26 protein-coding genes and 1 riboswitch are annotated in these 24,311 nt (G+C 66.9%); of the genes, 18 read left to right on the forward strand and 8 right to left on the reverse strand.

Going from position 1 to position 24,311, the window contains the following annotated elements; translation table 11 throughout:
• Window positions 1-12: 12 nt before the first annotated feature.
• Complete coding sequence (locus ABS761_RS04380) at window positions 13-744, reverse strand: FadR/GntR family transcriptional regulator (RefSeq protein WP_350406872.1); 732 nt, start codon at window positions 742-744, stop codon at window positions 13-15.
• 299 nt (window positions 745-1,043) lie between these two features.
• On the opposite strand from ABS761_RS04380, the gene ABS761_RS04385 reads away from it, so the two are divergent.
• The 6 genes from ABS761_RS04385 to ABS761_RS04410 are packed head-to-tail and all read left to right on the forward strand — an operon-like array spanning window position 1,044 to window position 6,199.
• Window positions 1,044-1,865, forward strand: coding sequence for an ABC transporter substrate-binding protein (locus tag ABS761_RS04385; protein ID WP_350406873.1), 822 nt, complete (start codon window positions 1,044-1,046; stop codon window positions 1,863-1,865).
• Window positions 1,866-1,895: 30 nt separating this feature from the next.
• Window positions 1,896-2,570, forward strand: coding sequence for an amino acid ABC transporter permease (locus ABS761_RS04390; protein ID WP_350406874.1), 675 nt, complete (start codon window positions 1,896-1,898; stop codon window positions 2,568-2,570).
• Between the two features lie 3 nt (window positions 2,571-2,573).
• Window positions 2,574-3,308 (forward strand): amino acid ABC transporter permease, encoded by a 735-nt coding sequence (locus tag ABS761_RS04395; protein WP_350406875.1) that lies wholly within the window; start codon window positions 2,574-2,576, stop codon window positions 3,306-3,308.
• 47 nt (window positions 3,309-3,355) lie between these two features.
• On the forward strand, window positions 3,356-4,084 hold the full coding sequence (locus ABS761_RS04400) for an amino acid ABC transporter ATP-binding protein (RefSeq protein WP_350407056.1): 729 nt from the start codon (window positions 3,356-3,358) through the stop codon (window positions 4,082-4,084).
• A gap of 26 nt (window positions 4,085-4,110) precedes the next feature.
• Window positions 4,111-5,058: a bifunctional Delta(1)-pyrroline-2-carboxylate/Delta(1)-piperideine-2-carboxylate reductase gene (gene lhpI, locus ABS761_RS04405; RefSeq protein WP_350406876.1), complete on the forward strand. Its 948-nt coding sequence runs from the start codon at window positions 4,111-4,113 to the stop codon at window positions 5,056-5,058.
• 7 nt (window positions 5,059-5,065) lie between these two features.
• Complete coding sequence (locus tag ABS761_RS04410) at window positions 5,066-6,199, forward strand: mandelate racemase/muconate lactonizing enzyme family protein (RefSeq protein WP_350406877.1); 1,134 nt, start codon at window positions 5,066-5,068, stop codon at window positions 6,197-6,199.
• Window positions 6,200-6,224: 25 nt separating this feature from the next.
• On the opposite strand, the gene ABS761_RS04415 is transcribed toward ABS761_RS04410, so the two are convergent.
• The 5 genes from ABS761_RS04415 to ABS761_RS04435 form a co-directional block, all read right to left on the reverse strand.
• Entirely contained in the window at window positions 6,225-7,184 is a 960-nt protein-coding gene (locus ABS761_RS04415; RefSeq protein ID WP_350406878.1) for a tyrosine recombinase XerC, read from the reverse strand.
• Between the two features lie 11 nt (window positions 7,185-7,195).
• Window positions 7,196-7,876 carry a DUF484 family protein gene (locus ABS761_RS04420; RefSeq protein ID WP_350406879.1) on the reverse strand — a complete coding sequence of 227 codons (681 nt, stop codon included), beginning with the start codon at window positions 7,874-7,876 and terminating at the stop codon, window positions 7,196-7,198.
• Complete coding sequence (gene dapF, locus ABS761_RS04425; RefSeq protein ID WP_350406880.1) at window positions 7,873-8,778, reverse strand: diaminopimelate epimerase; 906 nt, start codon at window positions 8,776-8,778, stop codon at window positions 7,873-7,875. Before dapF ends, ABS761_RS04420 begins: the two co-directional genes overlap by 4 nt.
• An 84-nt stretch (window positions 8,779-8,862) precedes the next feature.
• The gene (locus tag ABS761_RS04430; protein ID WP_350406881.1) at window positions 8,863-9,753 is read right to left on the reverse strand and encodes a lysophospholipid acyltransferase family protein; all 891 of its coding nucleotides are present in this window, start codon (window positions 9,751-9,753) and stop codon (window positions 8,863-8,865) included.
• Window positions 9,750-10,601 carry a lysophospholipid acyltransferase family protein gene (locus tag ABS761_RS04435; RefSeq protein ID WP_350406882.1) on the reverse strand — a complete coding sequence of 284 codons (852 nt, stop codon included), beginning with the start codon at window positions 10,599-10,601 and terminating at the stop codon, window positions 9,750-9,752. The genes ABS761_RS04430 and ABS761_RS04435 overlap by 4 nt, the downstream gene beginning before the upstream one ends.
• Before the next feature lie 259 nt (window positions 10,602-10,860).
• Here ABS761_RS04435 and metK point away from each other — a divergent pair, with 259 nt between their 5' ends.
• Both metK and ABS761_RS04445 read left to right on the forward strand, forming a co-directional pair.
• On the forward strand, window positions 10,861-12,024 hold the full coding sequence (metK, locus tag ABS761_RS04440; protein WP_350406883.1) for a methionine adenosyltransferase: 1,164 nt from the start codon (window positions 10,861-10,863) through the stop codon (window positions 12,022-12,024).
• An 86-nt stretch (window positions 12,025-12,110) separates the two neighbouring features.
• A complete protein-coding gene (locus ABS761_RS04445; RefSeq protein WP_350407057.1) occupies window positions 12,111-12,398 on the forward strand; it encodes a DUF1289 domain-containing protein in 288 nt (95 codons plus the stop codon).
• On the opposite strand, the gene ABS761_RS04450 is transcribed toward ABS761_RS04445, so the two are convergent.
• Entirely contained in the window at window positions 12,368-13,255 is an 888-nt protein-coding gene (locus ABS761_RS04450; RefSeq protein ID WP_350406884.1) for a COX15/CtaA family protein, read from the reverse strand. The two genes, ABS761_RS04445 and ABS761_RS04450, sit on opposite strands and share 31 nt — an antisense overlap.
• 249 nt (window positions 13,256-13,504) lie before the next feature.
• Here ABS761_RS04450 and ABS761_RS04455 point away from each other — a divergent pair, with 249 nt between their 5' ends.
• From ABS761_RS04455 to metF, 10 genes are all read left to right on the forward strand, one after another.
• Window positions 13,505-13,660 (forward strand): hypothetical protein, encoded by a 156-nt coding sequence (locus tag ABS761_RS04455; RefSeq protein ID WP_350406885.1) that lies wholly within the window; start codon window positions 13,505-13,507, stop codon window positions 13,658-13,660.
• A 10-nt stretch (window positions 13,661-13,670) separates the two neighbouring features.
• Window positions 13,671-14,210: a cupredoxin domain-containing protein gene (locus ABS761_RS04460; RefSeq protein ID WP_350406886.1), complete on the forward strand. Its 540-nt coding sequence runs from the start codon at window positions 13,671-13,673 to the stop codon at window positions 14,208-14,210.
• A 13-nt stretch (window positions 14,211-14,223) separates the two neighbouring features.
• Window positions 14,224-15,924: a cbb3-type cytochrome c oxidase subunit I gene (locus ABS761_RS04465; protein ID WP_350406887.1), complete on the forward strand. Its 1,701-nt coding sequence runs from the start codon at window positions 14,224-14,226 to the stop codon at window positions 15,922-15,924.
• 20 nt (window positions 15,925-15,944) lie between these two features.
• A complete protein-coding gene (locus ABS761_RS04470; RefSeq protein ID WP_350406888.1) occupies window positions 15,945-16,817 on the forward strand; it encodes an SCO family protein in 873 nt (290 codons plus the stop codon).
• A 101-nt stretch (window positions 16,818-16,918) separates the two neighbouring features.
• Entirely contained in the window at window positions 16,919-17,422 is a 504-nt protein-coding gene (locus ABS761_RS04475) for a peptidase associated/transthyretin-like domain-containing protein (RefSeq protein WP_350406889.1), read from the forward strand.
• Window positions 17,419-18,864 carry a cbb3-type cytochrome c oxidase subunit I gene (locus ABS761_RS04480; RefSeq protein ID WP_350406890.1) on the forward strand — a complete coding sequence of 482 codons (1,446 nt, stop codon included), beginning with the start codon at window positions 17,419-17,421 and terminating at the stop codon, window positions 18,862-18,864. The genes ABS761_RS04475 and ABS761_RS04480 overlap by 4 nt, the downstream gene beginning before the upstream one ends.
• The gene (locus tag ABS761_RS04485) at window positions 18,861-20,780 is read left to right on the forward strand and encodes a cytochrome b N-terminal domain-containing protein (RefSeq protein WP_350406891.1); all 1,920 of its coding nucleotides are present in this window, start codon (window positions 18,861-18,863) and stop codon (window positions 20,778-20,780) included. Before ABS761_RS04480 ends, ABS761_RS04485 begins: the two co-directional genes overlap by 4 nt.
• Window positions 20,781-20,813: 33 nt before the next feature.
• Window positions 20,814-20,912: riboswitch (S-adenosyl-L-homocysteine riboswitch) on the forward strand.
• Window positions 20,913-20,979: 67 nt separating this feature from the next.
• Window positions 20,980-22,380: an adenosylhomocysteinase gene (gene ahcY, locus ABS761_RS04490; RefSeq protein ID WP_350406892.1), complete on the forward strand. Its 1,401-nt coding sequence runs from the start codon at window positions 20,980-20,982 to the stop codon at window positions 22,378-22,380.
• Window positions 22,381-22,427: 47 nt separating this feature from the next.
• On the forward strand, window positions 22,428-22,766 hold the full coding sequence (locus ABS761_RS04495; RefSeq protein WP_350406893.1) for a phage holin family protein: 339 nt from the start codon (window positions 22,428-22,430) through the stop codon (window positions 22,764-22,766).
• Between the two features lie 11 nt (window positions 22,767-22,777).
• Window positions 22,778-23,611, forward strand: coding sequence for a methylenetetrahydrofolate reductase [NAD(P)H] (gene metF, locus ABS761_RS04500; protein WP_350406894.1), 834 nt, complete (start codon window positions 22,778-22,780; stop codon window positions 23,609-23,611).
• A 51-nt stretch (window positions 23,612-23,662) separates the two neighbouring features.
• Here the strand turns inward: metF and ABS761_RS04505 are convergent, their stop codons facing one another.
• Complete coding sequence (locus ABS761_RS04505) at window positions 23,663-24,295, reverse strand: 5-formyltetrahydrofolate cyclo-ligase (RefSeq protein ID WP_350406895.1); 633 nt, start codon at window positions 24,293-24,295, stop codon at window positions 23,663-23,665.
• Between the last annotated feature and the right edge of the window lie 16 nt (window positions 24,296-24,311).

Genomic DNA, 24,311 nt, shown 5'->3' on the forward strand with positions numbered 1-24,311 from the left:
GGGTCCCGCGCCTTACTCGCGCGTGGCGATGTCCTTCTGGACCCGCTTGAGGTGGCCTTCGACATAGAAGGCGGCGGAGCCCTCGTCGCCCGACACGATCGCCTCGTAGATCAGGCGGTGTTCGGCGACGTATAGCTGGATACGCTCGGGATCGTAGATGCCATCGTCGCGCAATCGGTTCCAGAGCGGCTGCTGCATGGTCCGGGCGATTTCCTCGGCGATCTTGAGGATCAGCGCATCCTCGGCCATGACCGCCAACTGGCGGTGGAACAGGCGGTCGCACTCGCTCCACAAGGCCTGCTGTTGCGGGTCCGTGATGTCTTTGACGGCGGCCATCTTGCTCAGGTAGGTCTCGGCGAGCAGGTTGCGTTTGCGCCGCCGCGCGGCCAGGCGCGCGATCGCGGGCTCGATGAGCAGCCGGACCTCCAGCGCCCCATTGGGGCTGAAGTCCGCCTCGGCCGGCTCGGCGGCCGAGGCGGCCGGTGGCGGCTCGTCCTGTTCGGTGACGTAGGTGCCCGAGCCTTGGCGCGTCACCACCATGCCCTCGTTCTGCAGGGCACCGATCGCCTCGCGCACGGCGGGCCGGCTGACCTTCAGGCGCTGGGCGAGGCTCCTCTCGGCGGGGAGTCGCGAGCCCGGCCGATAGGTCCCGTCGGCGATGCCGGCGCGAATCTGGTCCGCGACCTGTTCGTAGATTTGCTTGGGCCGGAATCCGGATGACCTGGTGTCTTGGTCTTGTTTCATGACCGCGTCCCCCTGGGCGCTTGCGATGTGCCTAGTCTAACCATGCGGGCTGCCTTGTGCGCAACCGCTTTCACCTGGTCAGGTCAAATTTGGTCAATCTGACAACCAAATAACGCAAAAACACGGGTTTACCCCTGGTTTTTCTGGTTTAAATTTTAACCGATAATACGTAAACCCCGGCCAGACAGGTCAATTATAAAACCGCAATCTGGGGGTAAAAGCGCTGAGGCACGCCTGGCGGCCGCACAACGTGGTTCTTTTTATAACCAATAGACGCTTTGGCGTCACGGAGCAAATCGATGAGCAAGCACTATGGAATCCTGTTCATGGGCGCGGTGGTGTGTCTGGGGCCCATCGGTGCCCAGGCCGATCAACTGGCCGATGTCAAGGCGCGCGGCACCCTGGTCTGCGGCGTCCTCGGAGCGTTCGAGCCATTCGGATATTCGGATCTGGCCAAGCGCGAGCTGGTCGGCTACGACGTCGATTTCTGCCATGCCATCGCCCAGCGGCTCGGGGTGAAGGCGGAGGTCAAGCCGGTCGCGATCGAGGCGCGCATTCCGGAACTACAGCAAGGCCGCATGGACGTGCTGGCTGCGGGCTTGGGCTATTCGGCCCAGCGTGCTGAACAGGTGGACTATTCGAGCGGCTACTACATCAGCCAGCATAAATTGACCGTGAAGGTCGACCAGGGTTTCAAGTCCACTGGCGATCTGGCCGGCAAGCGGGTGAGTTTCACCAAGGGTGGGATCACCGAAGGATTCGTCAAGGCCTCCGTTCCGGGCGCCGAGCTCGTCGGCTACGAGGATACGCCGACCGCCTTCACCGCATTGGCCCAGGGCAAGGTGGACGCCTTCAGCGTGTCGGAGATCGTCGCGCGGCGGCTGGTGAGCAAGCTTGGGCCCAAGGCGGCGCAGTACGAGGTGCTGGAGCCGCCCGTCGGCCGTGAGGTCTGGGGCCTGGGCATCCGCAAGGGCGAAAGCGGTCTGCTGGGTGCCGTCAACGATGCGCTGGCCGATATGGAGTCCTCGGGCGAAGCCCAGAAGATTTTCGACAAATGGCTGGGCGCGGGGACCATGTACGACATGAAGCGCTCTTTCAAGATCGAGCCCATCAAGGGTTGAGGCCGGATCGCTGACCGCCCGCCGCACGCCATGACGCTCCTGAACGAGTACGGCCCGCTCTTTCTGAAAGGGCTCGCCATGACCCTGGCCCTGGCCGCCGCGAGCTGGGTGCTGGCGTTCGCCATCGGCTTGCTGTTGTCCTTGCTGCGCATGGCGCGGGTCAAGGTCCTGGCGCTCCTCGTCATCGTGTTCGTGGAATACCAGCGCAACGTGCCGCCGCTGGTCCATATTTTCCTGTGGTACTTCGGCGTGAGCAGCATCCTGCCGCAAGCGGTGCAGGATTGGGCCAATGCCCACAACGGGGAGTTCTATTTCTCGACGCTGGCCATTGGCCTCTACTATGGCGCCTATATCTCCGAGGATATCCGCAGCGGCTTGCGCAGCATACCCGGCGGACAACTGGAAGCCGCCCGGGCGATCGGTCTGAGCTATTTCGGCGCCATGCGGCGGGTGGTCCTGCCCCAGGCGCTGCGCGTGGCGGTTCCGCCGCTGGTGAGCGGAGCGGTGATGCTGGTCAAGACGACGAGCCTGGCCATGGTGCTCGGCGTGATGGAACTGACCTACGTGACGAAGGACGTCGCGAGCAAGAGCTTCAGGATCTTCGAGTCCTATGGCATCAGCACGGTGCTCTATGTCGTGGTGGCGCTCGCTCTGCTCGCCATGGGCGGCTGGCTTGGCCATCGCTTCCGGATCAAGGGGCGCTGAGCCGTGATCGATATTCTGGCCGACTACTGGCTGCTGTTTCTTGTCGGCGCCTATCCGCATGGCCCGCTGGGCGGGGTGGCCGCGACCCTGCTGCTCTCGGTGATTGGCGTGGGCGTGGCGTTTCCGCTGAGCGTCCTGCTGGCGTTGGCGCAGCTCAGTCCCCACGGATGGATCCGAGTCCCCGCGACGGCTGCGCGCTACCTGGTGCGCAGCATCCCGCTAGTCATGCTGATCTTTGGCGCCTATTTCATCGTCCCGATGGTCCTGGGGCGGCCGGTGGCCGGCTTTACGACGATGGCGGTGACGCTCGTGGTCTTCGAGTCGGTCTACCTGGCCGAGATTGTCCGCGCCGGCATCGAGGCCCTTCCGCGCGGGCAGGCCGAGGCCGCCTCCGCCCTCGGCATGGGGTATTGGCTGCGCATGCGCAAGATCATTCTGCCTCAGGCGCTGACGAACATGCTGCCCAGCATGGTCGGCCAGTTCGTGACGACGATCAAGGACACCTCGCTGGGCTACGTGATCGGGGTGCAGGAGGTCACGTATGCCGCCAACCAGGTCAACAACAGTGTGCTCACGCAGCCGTTCAGCGTGTTCTTCGCCCTGTCTCTGATCTATTTCGTCATCTGCTTCGCCTTGACCCAGGCCGTCCGGATGCTGGAGGCCCGGCTCGCGCGCCGGAACGCCAGGACTCCGGCCGTCGCCCCCGCCGATCCCTTGCTGAATGCTTCCGCACGATGAACATGACCGACCCCTCCGCTTCCCGGGCCCCCTCCGGTTCCGCCGCCATGATCGTCCTCGAAGGCGTCGAGAAGTGGTATGGCGAGTACCATGCGCTGGTCGATGTGAGCGCCGAGGTGAAAGCGGGCCAGGTCGTGGTGCTCTGCGGGCCCTCTGGCTCGGGCAAATCGACCTTGATCCGCGCGATGAACGGACTCGAGGGGATCAGCGCGGGATCAATCCGCGTCAACGGCGAGGATGTGCAGGGGCGCGGGGTCGATATCAATCGCATCCGCAGCCGCATCGGCTTCGTATTCCAGCAGTTCAATCTGTTTCCGCATCTGTCGGTGCTCGAGAACGTGAGCTGTGGCCCCGTCTGGGTGAACCACATGCCTCGCGAGCGGGCGCATCGCCTGGCCCTGGATCTCCTGGCCAAGGTTGGACTGGAGCAGAAAGCCGGCGCCTACCCAAATCAGTTGTCCGGCGGCCAGCAGCAGCGCGTGGCGATCGCTCGCGCCCTGGCCATGAATCCGCCGGTGATGTTGTTCGACGAGCCGACCAGCGCGCTGGATCCAGAGATGGTGGGCGAGGTCCTGTCGGTCATGCGGGCGCTCGCCGCCGAGGGCATGACCATGGTCTGCGTCACCCATGAAATGAAGTTCGCGCGCGATGTGTCGGACGTGGTCTGGTTCATGGATCGGGGGACGCTCCTGGAAAAGGCGCCGCCGGAGCAGTTCTTCGATTGCCCGGCACACCCCCGGGCGCAGGCTTTTCTTTCCGACATACGGCGCCACTGAGCGGTGCCATTCTCTGCGAGACGTCCATGCTGATTTCCTCTCCCTTCGCCGCGGATGCCGTCCTCGCCGCGCCCACGGTCTGCGATCCGGCGCGCACCGCCTCGCTGCTCGATTTCCACGGCCTGGTCGACGAACTCGCCCGCGTGGCGCTCGACTATGACGCCGGGCGCATCGTCAGCCCGGAACGCCTGGTGGTGCCGCTTGGCGATGGCGGCGTCATGTTGAGCATGCCGGCCGCCGCGCACGACATCGGCATTCACAAGCTGGTGAACGTGCAGCCGGCGAACGCCAGGCTGGGCCTGCCCACCATCCACGGGATCGTTACCGTGTGCGATTCGATCACCGGCCGACCCTTGTGCCTGCTCGACGGTCCCGAGGTGACCGGCCGCAGAACGGCCGCCGTCTCGCTGCTGGCGATCCGCGTGCTGCGGGGCCGGGCACCGGAGGACGTGCTTCTGATCGGCACCGGGATACAGGCGCGCCACCACCTGAAGGCCTTGCGGGCGGTCTATCCGCACTGCCGCATCCGGGTGCGCGGGCAGGATGCGACCGCCAGCGAGGCCTTCTGCACGGCTACCGGATCGGATCTGGTGTCGCCCTGCGGGCGCGAGACTCCGGAGGCGGTCGATGTCGTCATCACCCTGACCACCAGCACCATGCCGGTCTACGATGAGCCGGCCCGCGCCGGCCGGCTGGTGATTGGCGTGGGCGCCTTCAAGCCCGAGATGGCCGAGCTGGGCGGTACGACCTTGCTTGGCAGTGATGTCTATGCCGACGATCCGGCCGGGGCGCGGCATGAGGCCGGCGACCTGCTGCGCGCGGGGGTCGATTGGAATCATGTGCGCTCGCTTGCGACGGCCTTGCGCCAGCCGCGCGACCCGGCCCGCCCGGCGGTCTTCAAGAGCGTCGGGACCGCCGCGTGGGACCTGGCCGCGGCGCGGGTCGCGATGAGCGCCCTGGCGGCGGGGCGTTGATCGAACCGTGAAGATCAGACGCGCCTCGGTATGGCTTTTCGAGCGCCGGCTTGACGGCCACGCCTGGAATCCCGCGTTTCGGTGGACGCGCCGGCATGCGCCGCTGCTGGTCCTCGAGCTCGAGGACGGCGTTCGGGGCATCGGCGAGGCCTGGTCCCGCTATACCGATGCCGCCACGGTGTTGAAGGCCTTGGACGCGGTCGCCGCGCATCTGGCGGGTCGCGTCCTCGATCATCCATCGGAGGTCTGGGAGCAGGGCGTCCTGGATGGGCGCGCGCAGGCGGACTGGGCCGGCGCGGCCGCCTGGAGCGCCGCGGACATGGCCCTGTGGGACGCCTTCGCCCGTGGGCGGGGCGAGCCGCTGTGGCGCGCCTTGGGCGGCTGCCACGCGCAGGCACCGGTGTACGCGAGTGGCGGGCTCTACAGGGACGACTATGGGCTGGACGGCTTGCGCGATGAGGCCCGTGGATATCGGGAACAGGGGTTCGGGGCGATGAAAATGAAGATCGCCGGTATTCCCCGCGAGTTGGACTTGTTGCGTGTCGCGGCCGTGCGCGAGGGCCTTGGCGCGCAGGCCGGGCTTTGGGTCGATGCGGTCAATCAGCTCTCTGTGCAGGGTGCACTCGACTTTTGGCGGGCGCTGCGGCCGTTTGACGTATCGGCCATGCAATCGCCCTTGCCGCCCGAGGATGTCGAGGGACTGCGCCGTCTCAACGGCAGCGGCCTTCCGGTCATCGTATCCGAGGCCGAGTACAGGCACGACGAGTTCCTGCGGCTGCTGGACGCGGGCGCCGCCTCCCTCCTGCAGTTCTGCCTGACGCTGTGCGGCGGTTTCACGGGCGGCCTGCGCCTGGACGGCTGGGCGGCGGATCGCGCGATCCCCTCGACGCCCCAGTGCTTTTCGACGTCCATCGCCCAGGCGGCCACACTGCATTTCGCAGCCGCGCGCCCGAACGTCGTCAGCGCCGAATTCCATGGTTTCCACGACCATCTGCGGGGTCTGTACCTGCCGGGCACGGCGTGCATCGATGACGGGTTCGCCTGCGCGGGCACGGCGCCGGGCCTGGGCGTTGCGATTCCCGAGCCGGGCCGCCAGCGCGAAGGCAGCATCATCCGGCGCGTGTCGGAGGCGCGGGCATGAGGTCACGCGCCGATGGGGCGCGGCGCTAGTCGCCGGGCTTGCGATGCGCCCTGGGGTGCGCCTGGTCGTAGCTGGCGGCCAGATGCTGGAAGTCCAGCCGGGTGTAGATTTGCGTGGTCGAGATGTTCGCGTGGCCCAGCAGTTCCTGGACTGCGCGCAGGTCTTGCGCGGATTGCAACAGGTGGCTGGCAAAGCTATGACGCAGGCTGTGCGGATGTACGTGCAGCGGCAGGCCGACGCGCCGCGCGAGCCGGTCGAGTTGCAGTTGCACCACCCGGGGGCTGATGCGCGCGCCGCGCGCACCCAGGAACAACGCGGCGCGGGTGGTCGCGTCGGGCTGGGCGGGCAGCAGTTCCGCGCGCACTGACAGCCAGGCGCGCAACGCCTCGATGGCCCGCCCGCCGAGGGGAACGATGCGCGTCTTGCCCCCTTTGCCGCGCACCACCGCCTCGCTTTCGTCGAGCTGGATCCAGCTGTGCGACGCGTAGCCGTCCTCGCGGACCGGGACGTGGTCCAGGCCCACCAGCTCGGCCAGCCGCAGGCCGCTGGAATACAAGACCTCGAACATCGCCAGATCGCGCCGCTCGATCGGGGATTCGGCGGGCGGCAAGCCGCTGCGGTCGAGCAGCGCCTGGGCATGGTCCACTGACAGGGCCTTGGGCAGTGAGCGTGGAATCTTGGGCGCGCGCACACCGTGGGCCGGGTTGCGCTCGAGTCCGGCGGCGGGCGCGCGCCACTCGAAGTAGCCGCGCCATGCCGCCAGCGCGCGCGCCAGGCTGCGGGGCTTGAGACCCTGGGCATGCAGGCGCGCGAGCGCCTGGCGGATGTGCGATTCCGTGAATGCGTCGAGCGCCAGGCCCGGGTGGCAGCGTTGCAGCGCCGCCACGTCGCGGCGGTAGCCGGCGATGGTGTGCGTGGCATAGCGCCGCTGTTCGCCCAGCTCGGCCAGCCAGGCCTCAATCGCGCGCGCGTCGTCGTCGGCCATGGTCTGGTGTCTCAGGCCGCGTCGGGCGCAGGGGCCGCCAGCCGCCCGAGCGCTGCGCCCGCCAGCAAGGCGATGATGTCGAGAAACGCGGTGCCCATGTCATCGGTAAAGCGTACGGGATCGCCGGATCCCAGCACCAGCAGGCCGATCGGCGCCTGGCCCGCAAGCGGGCGCAGCGCCATGATCGCCAGCGAGGCGGGCGGCGAACCCAGCCAGGCGGCGGCGTCCTGTCCGGCGAGCGGTCCGCAGTACGGGTGCTCGAGCGTGTCCGCATAGTCGCGGATCCCCGGGGTGACGTCTTGGGCGAATTCGCTCTCGGCCAAGGCGGGCAGATCCCAGACGCGCAGGGCGAGAGCGGGCAGATCGAACAGATCGCCCAGGCTGCGGATGATGTGCGCCGGGAGCAGGGTGGCGTCGGGCTCGGCCAGCATGCGGGCGCACCATTGCGTGATCGAGCGGTTGATGTGCTCGTTGCCGCCCGCGTTGTACAGCAATTGCGCGAGGCGGCGTTCCTGTTCCTTGGCGCGGCCGCGCAGGGTGAGGATCTGGCGCTCGCCCAGCGAGATGGCGCGCGCCTGATGCGGGTGCGGCACGTTCAGGTTGGCGAACAGTTCGGCGTGCTGTTCAAAGAAATCTGGGCGGGTGCTGAGATATTCGGCGATAGCCTGGGCGGTCAGCGCGTCTTGAGTCATGTCCTGGTGGATCCCCTGGTGGTTGCGGTCAGGGCGTCGATGTCGACCTGGCCGTTGAAGACAGTGATGGCTGGCCCGCGCATGCGCAAGCGGCCGCCTTCCCAATCGATATGTAGCGTGCCGCCGCGCGTGTCGACCCGCACGGGGTTTGCAAGCAGCCCGCGGCGCAGGCCCGCCACCGCCGCCGCGCAGGCGCCCGTGCCGCAGGCCAGGGTTTCACCCGCGCCGCGCTCGTGGACGCGCAGGCGGATGTGGCGCCGCCCGACGATCTGCATGAAGCCGACATTCACGTGCTGCGCAAAGCGCGGGTGCGATTCGATGGCCGGCCCGATGGCGCCCACCGGGTAGTGGTCCACGTCCTCGACCTGGAGCACGGCGTGCGGGTTCGAGATCGCCACCAGCGACCACATCAGACCTTCGTGGCCGGGCGGATCGAGGCGATAGAGCGTGTCGTCCGCGCAGGCCCGGGTCTCGAGGCCGCGGGCATCGAAATGCAGGTCGGCGGGCTCGAAGCGGGTCTGCCCCATGTCGACCGTCACCTCGCCGTCCCCGGTTTCTTCGAGCACGATCAGCCCAGTGCTGATTTCGGCGCGCAAGGGGTTGCGGTGCGAGAGGCCCTGTTCGTGGACGAAGCGCGCGAAACAGCGTGCGCCGTTGCCGCAGTGCTCGACCTCGCCGCCATCGGCGTTGAAGATCCGGTAGCGAAAGTCGGCCTCGGGGTGCAGGGGTTCTTCGACGAGCAGGATCTGGTCGGCGCCGATGCCGAAGTGGCGGTCGGCCAGCGCCCGGGCGCGCTCGGGCGTCATGTGGATGGGCTGGCGCACGCCATCGAGCATGATGAAATCGTTGCCCGTGCCTTGCATCTTGGTGAAGTTCCAGATCATCCCGGAATTATCCTGCAAAGCGTGCCGGCGAACCAGTGTTGCGGCCGGTGCCGGGCGTTGCGGGCGATCCCGGCCGTCCGCCCGACCCGCCGGGGATGTGGTTCAGTAGAACCCCGGCTCGCCTTCGGGGCGGGTCTTGAAGCGCCGGTGGACCCAATAATATTGGGCAGGATCCTTGCGGACCTCCTCCTCGATCAGGCGATTCAGGCGCGCGGTGGCCGCCGCCGGATCGTCGTCCCCGGGGAACGCCTCCAGCGGTGCGCCGACCTCGACCCGGTAGCGCCCCGTGGCCGCATCCAGCCGGCTGATGACCGGCACCACCGCGGCATCCCAGGCCTGGGCGATCTGCGCGGCCGACAGCAAGGTGGCCGCCGGGATGCCGAAGAAGGGGACGAACGCACTGCCTTGGCGGCCGAAATCCATATCGGGCAGGTAATAGACCGGGATCCCCTTGCGCAGATGCCGGATCAGCCCGCGCACGCCGTCGTGGCGGTTGACCAGATGCACCTGGTGGAAGCGCCCCCGGCCCTGGCGCACGATCTCGTCGACGTCGTGGTCGCTCTGCTGCGTGTACAGCGTGGCCGATTCCTTCAGGAACAGGGTCAGGCGGGTCGCGGCGGCGTCCAGTGCGATGAAGTGGGGCGCGAACATCAGGATGGGCCGGCCTTGGTCGAGCAATGTGCTCAGGTGCGCCTCGCCCTGCAGTTCGATGGTGTCCAGGATGCGTTCGGGCGTGCCGAACCAGCACAAGCCCCGGTCGACGAATGACTGGGCCAGCAGGCGGAAGTGGCGCCGCAGCAGTGCCTCGCGCGCGGCGGCATCCATGTCGGGAAAGCAGAGGCGCAGGTTGGTGCGCACGATGTGCGTGCGCGAGCGCAGCAGCCATGGCGTGATCCGGCCCAGGACCCGTCCCCAGCGCAGCCGCGCGGCCGTGGAGCAGTGGCCGAAGTAACCCAGCACCACCCGCAGCAGGGATTTCTTGCCGAGGCTCATGCGGCCCCCTCGGGGAGCGGGGGCGCATCCTCGGGTTGCTTGTAGCGGTTGTAGCTCCACAGGTACTGCTCGGGGAATCGGCGGATCAGGGTTTCCATCGCGTGGTTGATCGAGGCGGCGACCGCCTCCGGCGTGTCGGCCAGGGGTTCCGGCAGCCGCAGGTAATGGATGTTCCACCCGCGCCCGCCGGGCAGGCGCTCGCCGGCGGTGAGGATCACCGCCACGCCGGCCTGTAGCGCCAGACGCGCGGCCAGTGTCATGGTCAGGGCATGGCGGCCGAAGACGGGCAGCCAGACGCCGTCGCCCTCGCGCGGCACCTGGTCGGGCAGCATGCCGATCGCCTCGCCGCGCTTGAGCGCACGCACGAACTCGCGCACGCCGTGGCGGTTCGCGGGTACGGCCCGCAGCTTGGGCATGTCGCGGGCCGACTCCACGATCGGGTCCAGCAGCGGACTGCGCGACGGACGGTACATCACCGTCAGAGGGCCGTATTGCGTCAGGTGGCGCGCGGTGATTTCGAAGCAACCCAGGTGTGGAGTCAGATAGATGATGCCGCGGCCCTCCGCCAGCGCCGCGCGCACGATGCCTTCTTCGTCGCTGCGGGTGATCGCCAGGCATTCGCGGGTGCGCCACCAGACCTTTGGGATTTCGAGGATCATGGCGCCGGATTCGGCCGCCGCGCGGCGCATGAACGCGGGATCGTCATAGCCTGCTTGCCGGGCGTTGCTTTGCAAGCGCCGGCGATAGCGGCCGGGAAACGCATAGACGAGCAGGCCCAGCGCGCGGCCGACGAGCCGCAGCAGCCCCAGAGGCAGCGCGGCCAGCAGTCTGGCGAAGAACGACAGCATGTGCGGAGCGACTCCTTACGAGGCGGGCGGACCCCGATACCCCTGACGAACGAGAAGAATTCTGCGGCGAGGGCCTATTTTCGCTTAAAATCCGATCCATCGCTGAGTTAACCGACAACTTGCGGAGCGATACCGGCCCCTGCGGGGTCGTCGAAAAACCGCTAAAGCGTCGCGCCCCGACTCCTTGGTATGAGGTGCAACGCGTTTCGTTCAACCTCGTTCCGGCGCATGCGCCGGCACATTCTAAGGACGCATCGCTGTGGCAAACAACGATTTTCTCTTCACTTCCGAATCGGTCTCCGAAGGCCATCCCGACAAGGTCGCCGACCAGATTTCCGACGCCATCCTCGACGCGCTGCTCGCGCAGGACCCCAATTCGCGCGTGGCCGCGGAAACACTCTGCAACACCGGGCTGGTGGTCCTCGCCGGCGAGATCACGACTACGGCCAACATCGATTACATCCAGATCGCCCGCGACACCATCCGGCGCATCGGCTACGACAACACGGACTACGGCATCGACTACAAGGGCTGCGCGGTGCTGGTCGCCTATGACAAGCAGTCGCCGGACATCGCCCAGGGCGTGGACCGCACGCCCGAAGAGATCCTCAATCAGGGCGCCGGCGATCAGGGCCTGATGTTCGGCTACGCCTGCGACGAGACCCCCGACCTGATGCCCGCACCCATCTGGTACGCGCACCGGATCATGCAGCGCCAGAGCGAGCTGCGCAAGGACGGCCGCCTGCCTTGGCTGCGTCCCGACGCCAAGTCCCAGGTGACCTTCCGCTATCTCGAAGGCCGGCCCGCCGAGGTCGATACCGTCGTGGTGTCCACCCAGCATCACCCCGACATTTCGCAGGCCGACATCCGCGACGCAGTGATCGAGCACATCATCCGGCCGGTCTTCCCCGAAGGCCTGCTGACCGACCGCACGCGCTACATGATCAACCCCACGGGCAAGTTCGTCATCGGCGGCCCGCAAGGCGATTGCGGCCTGACCGGCCGCAAGATCATCGTCGACACCTATGGCGGCGCCTGCCCCCATGGCGGCGGCGCATTCTCGGGCAAGGATCCCTCCAAGGTCGACCGCTCGGCCGCCTACGCCGCCCGCTACGTGGCCAAGAACGTCGTCGCTGCGGGCCTGGCGCGCCAGTGCCAGGTGCAGGTCAGCTACGCCATCGGCGTGGCCGAACCCATCAACATCACGGTCTATACCGAGGGCACCGGCGTCATTCCCGACGAGCAGATCGCGCGCCTGGTGCGCGAGCATTTCGACCTGCGGCCCAAGGGCATCATCAATATGCTGGACCTGTTGCGTCCCATCTATTCCAAGTCTGCCGCCTACGGCCATTTCGGTCGCAGCGAACCGGAATTCAGCTGGGAAGCCACCGACAAGGTCCAGGTGCTCAAGGCCGCCGCCTGAGGCCGGGCGTGGACGAGCGCGACGGACCCCGGGCCCCATCCTCGACGCAGGGCGCCGATCCGCCGCGCGGCCTGCGTCACGAGGCCCTGACCGTTTCCGGCCACGCCGACTCGCCCGCCGCTGACCCGAGCACCGCCGCGCAGGCGGACTCCCGCTCGCTCAGCCCCACCGATTCCCCTTGCGTCGCCCTGTGTTCCACCCTGTACGACGACGTCTGCCGGGGCTGTGGACGCACGGTCTTCGAGGTCGCCAATTGGGTCTTCCTGGAAGAGGCCGAAAAGCGCGAGGTTTGGGACCGCATCCGCAGCCAGGGCTTTCCCCGCAGGCGACCGGCCGCGGGGCGTCAAGCGCCGCGGCCCGGCGAGGAAAAATAGCCGCCCGGGACGCTCGCCAGCAGGGCCAGCAGCAGCGCCGCGCAGAGATTGTGCATCAAGGCCAGCGCCAGCGGTGCATCCAGCGTCACCAGGACGAGGCCCAAGACCGCCAGCGCGATCGACAGACCCGCCAGCCCCGCGGCGACGGCGCGTGCGCCTCGGCGCCAGGCCCGCCACGACAAGGTCAGCAGCAGCGCCGCCAGCGCCAGCCCCGCGGCCCGATGTGCCACGGCTACCGCGGCGCCACCCGCGTCCGCGCTCGCCAACCCTCCCAGGGCCGCTTGGGCCAGCACCAGCAGGATCGCCAGCCGGATCCAGGGTGCCGACGGCGCGCGGCGGCCATCCCTCGCGGGCGGTCGCATCGTCGTAGAGGCCAGCCGCGTTCCGAGGGCGAACATCGCAAATCCCCCGAGCAGGTTGCCCAGCATCACCGCCGGCCGCGCGGACGCGCCCGCCCAGAATCCGAGTGCCGCCAGGGACAGCGCCAGGCCCAGCAGGCCCAGCGCGATGCGGCCTTCGGCCCACAGCGCGGGACGCGGCCCCAGGGCGATGATCAGCATGGCCAGCACCAGCAACAGGACCGCCGAGGCCGCCGTCCGGTGCGCCGTGCGTGCGGCCGGCGCGGCGGCGGCCTGCGGCCCGGCGTCCCGGTCCGCGTCGGGCGCACGCGCCGCCTGGCCCTGGCATTGAGGCCAGGGCTCGCAGGGCGGGGTCGCCCGGGTCAGCCGCATATGGGCGCTCAGGCCGATGATCAGCAGTATCAGGGCCGCGCAGAGCCATGCGATGCGGCGCAGCCAAGTGAGCCGGCGGGCTCTATGGGCCGATGCGGGGTGCGGAAGGGAAGCGGGAATGCGCATCCTGGCGGTTCCTCGTGTGGGGTTGTGGCCCCAGTCTGCGGACGGGCGTCGTGTCATTTTGACATCTTTTGGCGGCGGCCCGCCCGCTTGCCGCACGAAACCTGGGGTCGAAAATCCAGAATTGATTTACATCATGGCGTTGGCCTCGTCGGCCCCGGACAATCTCATCAACCCTGAAACAGGTATTCGCCGGGTGTCCATACCGTATCCGACAAGAACACCCGGGACATTTCGAGTGAGGAGACGAGCATGGACCACCATGACGACGAGGACGAGAAGGTTCCGCTTATCCAGCAACTGCTGGACAGTCCTTTTCTGCTGCTTTTTTTGGGCGTGATGATCCCCATGGTGGTCTACAACCTCTGGGGCTTCATCGACATTCTGACCATTCCCGCGGCCAAATAAGGAAGCCGACATGAGCGCGATACTGCCCCCCTCAGAGCGGCTATGGTGGAAGCACCCCCTCGACCGCCTCGAAGCCACCTGGATCATCATTTCCTTTGCCTGGTGCATGATCATGTTCTTCATGATGGTGTTCTGGCACGTCTACGGCAAACAGAACCTCGCCACCGAGACCTACAAGACCAATCCCGCGCTGTTCATGGCCCAGACGCAGGCTTTCGTGGACAAATGGACGGTGCGCACCGAGACCGACCAGAAAATCCCCGTGGTGGCGCCGCCCGAGGGATCCGACATCTATCTGATCGCCCGTCTCTGGAGCTTCTGGCCCATCCTCGAGCTGGAAAAGGGCAAGACCTACAAGCTGCACCTGACCGCCATGGACTACAACCACGGCTTCTCGCTGCAGCCCACCAACATCAACATCCAGGTGGTGCCGGGCTACGAGCACGTGATCAAGATCACGCCCAATGAGTCCGGCGTCTTTTCCATTGTGTGCAACGAGTATTGCGGCATCGGCCACCACGAGATGGTGAGCCGCCTGTACGTCAAGTAAAGCGAGGACCGAAATGGCCGTCAACACCACTTATCGTACGTGCCCGCGCTCGGGGCTGCAGTTCGAGGACCAGGCTGAAAAGCTCATCAAGATCAACGCCGTCACGGCCATCGTCGCGCTGCTCGTCGGCGGGCTGCTGGCCATCGGCGTCGTGCTCACCCGCTGGCCCGCCGTGCACTGGCTGCCCGCCGACACCTTCTACATGGTGCTCACGGCGCATGGCCTGGACATGCTGATCTACTGGATGATCTTTTTCGAGGTCGCGGTCCTGTATTTCGCGGCGTCCTCCTTGTTGCGTTGCCGCATCGCCACCCCCCGGATCGCCTGGGTCGGCTATCTGCTCATGCTCGTGGGCGCAGTGGTCAACAACATCGCGGTCTTCCGTGGCGATTCCAGCGTCATGATGACCTCTTATGTGCCGATGATGGCGCACTGGTCGTTTTATCTGGGTCTGATCGTGTTCGCCGTCGGCGCGCTGATCGCCTGCGGCGTGTTCTTCGGCACGCTGGCCGTCGCCAAGCGCGAAAAGACCTACGAGGGCTCGGTTCCGCTCGTGACCTTCGGCGCCATCACGGCGGGGATCATCGCGGTCTTCACCCTGCTGTCGGGCGCGATCATCCTGATCCCGACCTTCTTCATGTCCATCGGGCTGCTCCAGAACGTCGATCCGCTGGTATATCGCGTGATCTGGTGGGCGCTGGGCCACTCGTCCCAGCAGATCAACGTCGCGACCCATATCTCGATCTGGTATGCCGTGGCGGCGATCGCCTTTGGCGCCAAGCCCATGTCCGAGCGCGTCAGTCGCGGGGCCTTCCTGCTCTACATCCTGTTCCTGCAACTCGCCAGCGCCCACCACATCCTGGCCGATCCGGGCGTGAGCACCGAATGGAAGATCGTCAACACCAGCTACTTCATGTATTTCGCCGTGCTGGCCTCGATGATCCACGCCCTGTCCATTCCGGGTGCGATGGAGGTCGCGCAGCGCGCCAGGGGCTTCAACAAGGGGCTGTTCGAGTGGCTGCGCAAGGCCCCCTGGGCCGATCCCGTGTTCTCCAGCGTGTTCATCTCGCTGGTCGGCTTCGGCTTCCTGGGAGGCATCTCCGGCGTGATGATGGGCACCGAGCAGCTCAACCTGCTGATCCACAACACCATCTACGTGCCCGGCCACTTTCACGCCACAGTCGTCGTCGGATCCACCCTGACCTTCATGGGCCTGACTTACTTCCTGATCCCCGTGCTGTTCCGGCGCGAGATCATTTCGCCGAACCTCGCGCGCATCCAGCCCTACTTCTTTGGATTCTCGATGTATTTCTTCTGCCTGGTGATGATGGGCGCCGGCACGCTGGGCGTGTCCCGCCGTCACTGGGACATGGCCTTCAGCGGCCACGCCCTGGCGTACGAGTGGCCGGGCGCCGCCTACCTCATGATGGGATTGGTGGGGATCGGGGGCGTGGTGGCCATCATCGGCGGCGCGCTCTTCGTGTACCTCGTGCTCGGCTCGCTGCTCTGGGGCAGGAAGCTCGACACCGGCGTGGTGAGCCCTCACTTCACACCGGTCCAGCGCGCCGCGCCCACGGCCGCCGTCCAGACCTACGGGTCGGCTGGGTTCGTGGCGCCCGGCACCTTCGTGCTGGCCATGGTTTTCCTCCTGGCCTTCGTGCTGTACTACTTCATCAACTGGAAGTACCTCAGCCAGCTCTGGGGCCTGAGTTGAGGAGGCCGGGGCACTGAGGAATGATGGTGGCGTTCGGTCTGTCGATTTTCTCCCGCCTGCGGGGCGGGGCCGCGGTATGCGGTCTGGGGTTGGCCTTGCTGATGGCGCCGGCCCCGGGTCATGCCGATACGGTGGTGGGTCTGGATGCGGGGCGCGCCCTGCATCTCAGCCGGGCGGCGGTCGGCCGGCAGATCGGCGAACACATTCTGCGGGATCGCCAGGGCCGCCCGACCCCGCTGTCCTCCTTCCGGGGCAAACCCCTGCTGGTCAGCTTCATCTATACCGGCTGCTTCCAGATCTGCCCCGCCACCACCCGCTCGTTGCAAGAGGCCGTCATGGATCTGCAAAAGAGCCTGGGCGCCAGTCAGTTCAACATCGTCAGCATTGGTTTCAATCAGCCCGCGGATTCTCCGCAGGCGCTCAAGGCCTTCGCCACACAATACGGGATCACGGCACCCAATTGGGATTTCCTGAGCCCGCCGGGGGCCATCGTCCCCGAACTGACGGCGGATTTCGGCTTCGCCTATGCCGAGACGCCAGCGGGGTTCGACCACGTGCTCCAGGTCTCGGTCCTCGACGCCGAGGGGCGCATCGTGCACCAGATCTATGGCGAGGACGTGGCCGCGGGCGCGCTGGGCGAGCCGCTCAAGATGCTGCTCGCCGGGATGCCCCTGAGCCCATCGAACTCCATGTTCGATAACCTGGTGGACCGCATCCGCATCATGTGCACGGTGGTCGACCCCAGGACCGGCGCCTACCGGGTCGATTACACCTTGCCGATCCAGATCGCCGGAGGCGCGACCTTTTTCGTTCTGATGATGATCTTCTTCGTCAACGAGTGGCGCGCGAGCCGGCGAGGTTTGCACAAAAAGAGGGGACGCAGCACCGCTTGAAGCCTGTTCTCCGATAGGGTTGCGGGACGCGATCCCGACCCCCGCATCGCGAGGCATGCAGCCGGCGGCCGGCGTTCCCGTTCCCAAGGAGAGAGCCCCTGATGAGGCGCGTATTCGACTGGGCGGGCCAGGCCCTGCTGTATGGCTGCTTCGCCGTCGCGATCGGCGTGTTTTCGCGCTGGCCCGTTTATCACCCCTTGCCGCCCGGCATGGCGCAGATCAAGGTCAGCTTTATGCACAATGGGGCGCGGCTCGCGGATTGCCGTCCGTATACCGCCGAGGAACTGGCCAAGCTCGCGCCCAATATGCGCAAGGCCACCAAATGCGAGCGCGAGCGTTCGCCGGTGAGCATCGAGGTGGATCTTGACGGCCAGCCGGTGCTCAGCCACGTCTCGGTGCCATCGGGCCTGTCGCGCGACGGTGCCTCCACGCTGTACCGACGCCTGGACGTCCCGGCGGGCGAGCATCGGATTGCCGTGCGCTTCAAGGACAGCCAGTCGGTCCAGGGCTACACGCACCAGCGCGAGGACACGATCACGCTCGCCCCCGCGCAGGTCATGGTGATCGATTTTAATGCGGACAAAGGAGGCATCGTCCTGCAATGAGCGCAAATCCTTCGCATGTGCCGGGCCTGCGGGGCGGCATGGTCCCCTCCCCGCCGCCGTCGGCGCGCCTGGGGGCGGATTATCAATTGGACATCGCCCGGGACGCGCGTCTTGCGCTGGGGCGCGGCTGGCTCGGGCTCGGGCTCGCCGCGCTGATCGGATCGGGCATTTTTTCGATACTGCTGGTGGCATCGCGCACGCCCTTCATCAACGAGTGGCTGCCGTCCGCCGATTTCTTCCGGGTTTCGCTCGTCCTGCACGTGGATCTGTCGGTCCTGGTCTGGTTCGTGGCGATGGCCGGCCTGCTCTGGAGCCTGTACGGCACCTCGCGCGCGCGATGGATGGCCTGGCCGGGCTTGTGGGTGACGGCGGGCGGGACGCTCGCCATGGCGCTGGCGCCCTTCCTCGATCCCGGTGAGGCCATCATGGCCAACTACATTCCGGTGTTGGAGTCGCCCTTGTTTCTTGCAGGGCTGGTGATGTTCGGTGGCGGCGCGGCGTTGCTGGTGCTGCGCAGCCTGCTTGCCGCGCCGCGCCTGGGCCTGCGCTACGACGGGCGGGGCGCGCTGAATTTCGGCCTGGGCGCCGCCGCCATCGCCGCGGCGGTCGGCGTGCTGAGTTTTGTCTGGTCCTGGGCGGTGCTGCCCACCGCCCTGCATGGCAAGGCGTACTACGAGATCCTGTTCTGGGGCGGCGGGCACGCCCTGCAGTTCACCTGGACCTTGCTGATGCTGGTGTCGTGGCTATGGCTGGCCAGCGCCTGCGGAGCCCGCTCCATGCTGACGCCGCGCGTCGTGATTCTGCTGTTCTCCCTCGCTCTGGCGGGCGTCTTCGTGACCCCGTATGCCTATCTGGCCCATGAGATCGCCTCTGTGGAGCATCGCCGCCTGCTCACCTGGGCCATGCGCCTCGGGGGTGGGCCGGCCATCCTGCCGGTGGGCCTGGCGGTGGTCTGGGGGGTGGTGGCGCTGCGGCTGGCCGAGCCCGCGCTGCGCCCGCTGCGCGCGGCGCTCCTGGCGTCGGTGCTGGTATTCGCCGCGGGCGGGGTGATCGGCGTTTTCATCGATGGCAGCAACGTGCGCATCCCGGCTCACTACCACGGCTGCATCGTCGGCGTGACGCTGGCGCTCATGGGGATGGTCTATCGCATCCTGCCCGTGCTGGGCTACGAGGCGCCGCGGGGCGGCATGGCCACCTGGCAGCCCTGGCTCTATGGCGTCGGACAGCTCATACACATCGTCGGGCTGGTCTGGTCCGGTGGCTATGGCGTGCAGCGCAAGGTGGCGGGCGCCGAGCAGGTGTTGCGCAGCATGGGCGAGGTGATCGGCATGGGCATGATGGGCCTGGGCGGGCTCATCGCCATCGTCGGGGGGCTGTTGTTCGTGGTGGTGGCGATCCGCGCCATCCGCCAGCCGGTGGGGCGTTTGAAGGGAATCCAATGATCAAGAAATTTCAACGCCTGTTGCAATGGTTCTTTCTGCGCGTCGAGGCGATGTTCAACGCCGCCTTCGGCGACCGCATCAATCCCTTTTATCACTTGGGTGCGATCACCTTCTTTCTGTTCTGGGTGGTGGGGGGCAGCGGCCTGTACCTCTATATATTCTTCGAGACTGGGATCGTCGACGCCTATGATTCCGTGATCCGGCTGAGCACCACGCAGTGGTGGCTGGGCGGCATCATGCGCAGCCTGCACCGCTATGCCTCGGATGCGATGGTGCTCACCATGGCGCTGCACATGCTGCGCTACTTTGCCTTCGACCGCTTCCGCGGGTTTCGCTGGTTCTCGTGGCTGACGGGGGTGATGCTGATCTGGATGGTCTACGCCACGGGCATCAATGGCTACATGCTGCCGTGGGACCGTTTGGCGCAATACGTCACCGTGACCACATTCGAGTGGCTCGACTGGCTGCCGATCTTCGATGGCGCGCTGATGCGCAATTTCCTCTACAACGAGCATGTCGGCAACCGCTTCTTTTCGCTGCTGTCCTTCATGCACGTGGGCCTGCCGCTGGTGGTGCTGCTGGTCATGTCGATCCACGCCCAGCGCGTACCCAAGGCGCGCACGACGCCGCCGCGCCCCATCGTCGCCGGCCTGCTCGCGACCCTGCTGGCGCTCTCGCTGGTGGTGCCGGCGTACAGCCAGGGCGGGGTCAGCGACTTGTCCAGGGCCGTCTCCCGGATCGAGCTCGACTGGTTCTACATGGGGATCTTCCCGCTGATGACGCAGTGGCCGATGGCCTGGGTATGGGCGCTGGTGCTGGGTGCCTCCGTGCTGCTGGCGCTGTTGCCCTGGTGGCCACCGCGGTTCCAGCGCGGCGAGCGGCCGATGGCCGGGCTCGTGGTCCACGGCGCATCCGGCACGAGCGCGCAGTTCCAGGCGCGCGAGGGGGAAACCATCCTCGACGCCGGTTTGCGCGAGGGCCTGGCCTTGCCGTTCGAATGCCGCAACGGCGCCTGCGGCCTGTGCCTGTGCACCGTCCAGCGGGGCGCCTATGATCATCGCCCCTACAGTCCCGGCGCACTGACGGATGCCCAAAAGGCACGCGGCATGGCCCTGATGTGTTGCGCCGTGCCGCGCGGCGACATGGTCGTCGAGGTCGAGGGGTTCGTCGGGGGTGCCGCCGTCGCGGTGCGAGAATACAGCGCCACCGTGGTTCGTCTCGAGTTGCTGTCCGATGACGTGATGCTTGTGGCCCTGCGGCCGTCCGAGGGTGCGGTGCTTGATTTCCAGGCGGGTCAGTACATCAATATCCTGCTCGAGGACGGCCAGCGGCGGGCCTTCTCGTTCGCGAATCCGCCCCGCGGGGACGCGCTGATCGAGCTGCACGTCCGCCTCATCCCGGGAGGCCGCTTCACGACCCGCGTGTTTCAGGGCATGCGGGTTGGCGACACAGTGCGCTTCGAGGGTCCGCTGGGGCAGTTCACGCTGCGCGAGAGCCCGCAGCCCATCCTGTTCGTCGCCGGCGCGACGGGCTTTGCACCCGTGAAGAGCATCGTCGAGGACGCCTTCGCGCGCGGCGTGCGGCGCTCTATGCGCCTGTACTGGGGCGTGCGCCGGCGCGAGGACCTGTACATGCTCGAGCGCTGCGAACAATGGCAGCGCGAGCATGACAATTTCACCGTGGTGCCGGTGATCTCGGAGCCTGCCGCGGGCGATGGCTGGACCGGTCGCACCGGTCTGGTGCACGAGGCGATGCTGGCCGACTTCGCCGATCTGCGCGGCTACGAGGTGTATCTGTGCGGCTCGGTCAGGATGGTCGAGGCGGCGGTGCCGGCCTTCATCGCGCAGGGGCTCGACGAGAACGTCTGCTTCTCCGATGCTTTCCTGCCGGCGTCATCGCTGCCCGCGATGCCTTGAACCACACCGCCGTGCCCACGCTATAATCCCCCCTTGCCCGAGGGGCGCTGCACCGGCGCGGCGACGGGGTCCGATGGATCCCGTGCGCGCCGCCAGGCTCGGGATTTCGCTTTCGAACGGCGCCCATCGCTGCCCTGCGCGGGCAGGATGGGCATGCCGCCGCATAGCCCTCCGCCGGCGCAGGCTCTACAGGACCATCATGAGCACTGCACACGACTACGTTATCGCCGACATCGCCCTGGCCGACTGGGGCCGCCGTGAAATCGCCATCGCCGAAACCGAAATGCCCGGCCTGATGGCCACGCGTGAGGAATTCGCCGTCGCACAGCCCCTGAAGGGCGCGCGCATTGCCGGCAGCCTGCACATGACCATTCAGACGGCCGTGCTGATCGAGACCCTCGAAGCACTCGGCGCCGAGGTGCGCTGGGCCTCGTGCAATATCTTTTCCACCCAGGACCATGCCGCCGCCGCCATTGCCGCGGGCGGCACGCCGGTATTCGCCGTCAAGGGCGAGTCCCTCGAGGACTATTGGCAGTACACGCATCGCATTTTCGACTGGCCGGGCGAGCAGGCCAACATGATCCTGGATGATGGCGGTGACGCCACCTTGCTGCTGCACCTGGGCGCGCGCGCCGAGTCTGATCCGTCCGTCATCGCGAGTGCAGAAAACGAGGAAGAGCGCGTGCTGTACGCCGCCATCCAGGCGCAGCTCGCCCGCGACCCGAAGTGGTATTCGACGCGGCTGGCCTTGATCAAAGGCGTCACCGAGGAAACCACCACCGGCGTGCACCGACTCTATCAGATGTCGCAGCGCGGCGAGCTCAAGGTTGCCGCCATCAATGTCAACGACTCGGTCACCAAGTCCAAGTTCGACAACCTCTACGGCTGCCGCGAATCCTTGGTCGACGGCATCAAGCGCGCCACCGATGTGATGGTGGCCGGCAAGATCGCCGTGGTCTGCGGTTTCGGCGACGTGGGCAAGGGGTGCGCCCAGGCGCTGGCGGCTCTGCGCGCCCAGGTGTGGGTGACCGAGGTCGATCCGATCTGCGCCCTGCAGGCCTCGATGGAGGGGTATCGGGTGGTCGACCTCGACGAGGTGGTCGAGCAGGTCGACATCTTTGTCACCGCCACCGGCAACTATCACGTCATCGCCCGCGACCACCTGTACCGCATGAAGGATCAGGCGATTGTCTGCAACATTGGCCACTTTGACAGCGAGATCGACGTCGCCTCGATCGAGGACCTGCAGTGGGAGGAGATCAAGCCCCAGGTCGACCACATCATTTTCCCCGATGGCAAGCGCATCATTCTGCTGGCCAAAGGCCGGCTGGTGAACCTGGGCTGCGCCACCGGGCACCCCTCCTTCGTGATGTCGGCCTCGTTCACCAACCAGACCATCGCCCAGATCGAGCTCTATACGCGGGGTGAGCAGTACCAGCAAGGCCAGGTCTATGTGCTGCCCAAGCACCTGGATGAAAAGGTCGCCCGTCTGCACCTCAAGAAGCTCGGTGTGCAGCTCACCACCTTGACGCAGAAACAGGCCGACTACATCAATGTCGCGGTGGACGGCCCGTACAAGCCCGGGCATTATCGCTACTGATCCCGGCGCGCGGTGCGCGCGCCGTTGGCCTTCCACCGGAGCTCATCATGACTCTATTGCTCGTTTGGATACTGAACGCCGTGGCCCTGCTGATCGTGGCCTACATCCTCCCGGGGATCACCGTCGCGTCCTTTGGCTCGGCGCTGATCGCCGCACTGGTCCTCGGCCTGCTCAACACGTTGGTCAAGCCGGTCCTGATCCTGCTCACGTTGCCCATCACCCTGGTGACCTTGGGCCTGTTCCTGCTGGTCCTCAACGCCCTCGTGTTCTGGTTCGCCGGGTCGGTCCTCAAGGGTTTCCAGGTCGACGGGTTCTGGTGGGCGATGCTGGGCGCGCTGGTGTATAGCATCGTCTCGGGCGCCCTGGCGAGCTTGTTGCTGGCATGAGCGCCTCATCGATGTTTAGTCTCGAGTATTTTCCGCCGCGCGATATTGCCGCACAAGAGCGGCTCGTGCGCTCGGCCAAGCGCCTGATGGCCTTGCGGCCCGCCTATGTCAGCGTGACCTTTGGCGCGGGCGGCTCCACCCGCGATGGCACCGTCGATACGGTGCAATTGATGCAGAACCTGGGGGCCGACGTGGCGCCGCACCTGTCGTGCATCGGCTCGACGCGCGAGCAATTGCGCACGATCCTCGATGACTATCGGGCGCGTGGCTTGCGCCGGCTGGTGGCGCTGCGTGGCGACATGCCCTCGGGCATGGGGGGCGATATCGGCGACCTGCACCATGCCAGCGATCTCGTGCGCTTCGTGCGCGCAGAGTATGGCGACGCCTTCCATATCGAGGTGGCCGCCTACCCCGAGATGCACCCGCAGTCGCTGGGTGCGCGCGAGGATCTGGATCACTTCGTCGCCAAGGTCTCCGAAGGTGCCGATGGTGCGATCACCCAGTATTTTTTCAATCCGGACGCATACTTCGATTTTGTCGATCGCGTGCGTGCGAGAGGCATCGACATTCCCATCGTGCCGGGCATCATGCCGATCACGAACTACACGCAGCTTGCCCGCTTCTCGAATATGTGCGGTGCCGAGCTCCCGCGCTGGCTACGCCTGCGCCTGGCGGATTTCGGCGACGACAAGGCCTCGATCCGAGCGTTCGGCGTCGAGGTCGTGTCCGCCATGGTGGCGCGCCTGCTCGAGCAGGGCGCGCCGGGTGCGCATTTCTATACCCTGAACAATGCCGACGCAGTGCTGGCCATCTGCGCCAATCTGACGCCGGCGGGCCACGCCTGAGCCGCCTGGGTCTCGCAGCGCGTCCGCCTGGCGGACGCGCTCGGGCGGGGATCAGCCCAGGGGGGGCGCCGGAACCGCCCAGCCCTTGTCGGTGAGAATGCCGTCCAGGCGCACGTCATGGGCGGCGGGCTGGTAGTCCTCGCCGCTGAGGTCTCCGCAGGCCCAGGCGATGCCCAGGGCCGTGAACGGATGTCCGGCCGCCTTGAGGGCGCCCAGGGTGCGGTCGTAGTATCCGCCGCCGTAGCCCAGGCGGTCGCCCTGCCGGGTAAAGCCCAGGGTGGGGACCAGGACGATGTCGGGATCGGGCACGGCCCCGCCCTGGGGCTCGAGGATGCCGTAGGCGCCGGGCCGCATCGGGGTGTCGGGCGTCCAGCGGCGGAATTCCAGGGGCTGTTCGGGCGCGATGACGGCCGGCAGCAGGACCGTCAGGTCGCCGTCCTCGCTCCATTGGCGCAGCAAGGCTTGCAGCCCGGGCTCGTTTGCCATCGACCAGAACGCCGCGATGCGGCGGGGTTCGGGGCGGCCGGCCTCGCGCAGGCGGGTGCGTGTCGTCGCCAGCCAGGTGTACAGGCGTCCGCGGATGAGCAGGGCGCCCCGGTCTCGATCCCCGGGCGCCTGTTGCGCGCGGCGCTGCTTGAGTCGCGTCCGCAGGGGGACTGCGTTATTCTGTGCGTTGTCGTTCATGGTGTGGTGGGCAGCG

Source organism: Castellaniella sp. GW247-6E4 (assembly GCF_040276065.1).
Taxonomy (GTDB): Bacteria; Pseudomonadota; Gammaproteobacteria; order Burkholderiales; family Burkholderiaceae_B; genus Castellaniella.

Excerpts from the sequence above, each read along its gene's own strand:
- ABS761_RS04455 (WP_350406885.1), top strand. The coding sequence starts at position 13,505 with ATGGACCACCATGACGACGAGGACGAGAAGGTTCCGCTTATCCAGCAA.
- ABS761_RS04380 (WP_350406872.1), bottom strand. The coding sequence starts at position 744 with ATGAAACAAGACCAAGACACCAGGTCATCCGGATTCCGGCCCAAGCAA.
- metF (WP_350406894.1), top strand. The coding sequence starts at position 22,778 with ATGTTTAGTCTCGAGTATTTTCCGCCGCGCGATATTGCCGCACAAGAG.
- ABS761_RS04480 (WP_350406890.1), top strand. The coding sequence starts at position 17,419 with ATGAGCGCAAATCCTTCGCATGTGCCGGGCCTGCGGGGCGGCATGGTC.
- lhpI (WP_350406876.1), top strand. The coding sequence starts at position 4,111 with ATGCTGATTTCCTCTCCCTTCGCCGCGGATGCCGTCCTCGCCGCGCCC.
- ABS761_RS04430 (WP_350406881.1), bottom strand. The coding sequence starts at position 9,753 with ATGAGCCTCGGCAAGAAATCCCTGCTGCGGGTGGTGCTGGGTTACTTC.
- ahcY (WP_350406892.1), top strand. The coding sequence starts at position 20,980 with ATGAGCACTGCACACGACTACGTTATCGCCGACATCGCCCTGGCCGAC.
- ABS761_RS04485 (WP_350406891.1), top strand. The coding sequence starts at position 18,861 with ATGATCAAGAAATTTCAACGCCTGTTGCAATGGTTCTTTCTGCGCGTC.
- ABS761_RS04385 (WP_350406873.1), top strand. The coding sequence starts at position 1,044 with ATGAGCAAGCACTATGGAATCCTGTTCATGGGCGCGGTGGTGTGTCTG.
- ABS761_RS04470 (WP_350406888.1), top strand. The coding sequence starts at position 15,945 with ATGATGGTGGCGTTCGGTCTGTCGATTTTCTCCCGCCTGCGGGGCGGG.
- ABS761_RS04495 (WP_350406893.1), top strand. The coding sequence starts at position 22,428 with ATGACTCTATTGCTCGTTTGGATACTGAACGCCGTGGCCCTGCTGATC.
- ABS761_RS04460 (WP_350406886.1), top strand. The coding sequence starts at position 13,671 with ATGAGCGCGATACTGCCCCCCTCAGAGCGGCTATGGTGGAAGCACCCC.
- ABS761_RS04475 (WP_350406889.1), top strand. The coding sequence starts at position 16,919 with ATGAGGCGCGTATTCGACTGGGCGGGCCAGGCCCTGCTGTATGGCTGC.
- ABS761_RS04400 (WP_350407056.1), top strand. The coding sequence starts at position 3,356 with ATGATCGTCCTCGAAGGCGTCGAGAAGTGGTATGGCGAGTACCATGCG.
- ABS761_RS04415 (WP_350406878.1), bottom strand. The coding sequence starts at position 7,184 with ATGGCCGACGACGACGCGCGCGCGATTGAGGCCTGGCTGGCCGAGCTG.
- ABS761_RS04505 (WP_350406895.1), bottom strand. The coding sequence starts at position 24,295 with ATGAACGACAACGCACAGAATAACGCAGTCCCCCTGCGGACGCGACTC.
- ABS761_RS04450 (WP_350406884.1), bottom strand. The coding sequence starts at position 13,255 with ATGCGCATTCCCGCTTCCCTTCCGCACCCCGCATCGGCCCATAGAGCC.
- ABS761_RS04465 (WP_350406887.1), top strand. The coding sequence starts at position 14,224 with ATGGCCGTCAACACCACTTATCGTACGTGCCCGCGCTCGGGGCTGCAG.
- ABS761_RS04435 (WP_350406882.1), bottom strand. The coding sequence starts at position 10,601 with ATGCTGTCGTTCTTCGCCAGACTGCTGGCCGCGCTGCCTCTGGGGCTG.
- ABS761_RS04390 (WP_350406874.1), top strand. The coding sequence starts at position 1,896 with ATGACGCTCCTGAACGAGTACGGCCCGCTCTTTCTGAAAGGGCTCGCC.
- ABS761_RS04420 (WP_350406879.1), bottom strand. The coding sequence starts at position 7,876 with ATGACTCAAGACGCGCTGACCGCCCAGGCTATCGCCGAATATCTCAGC.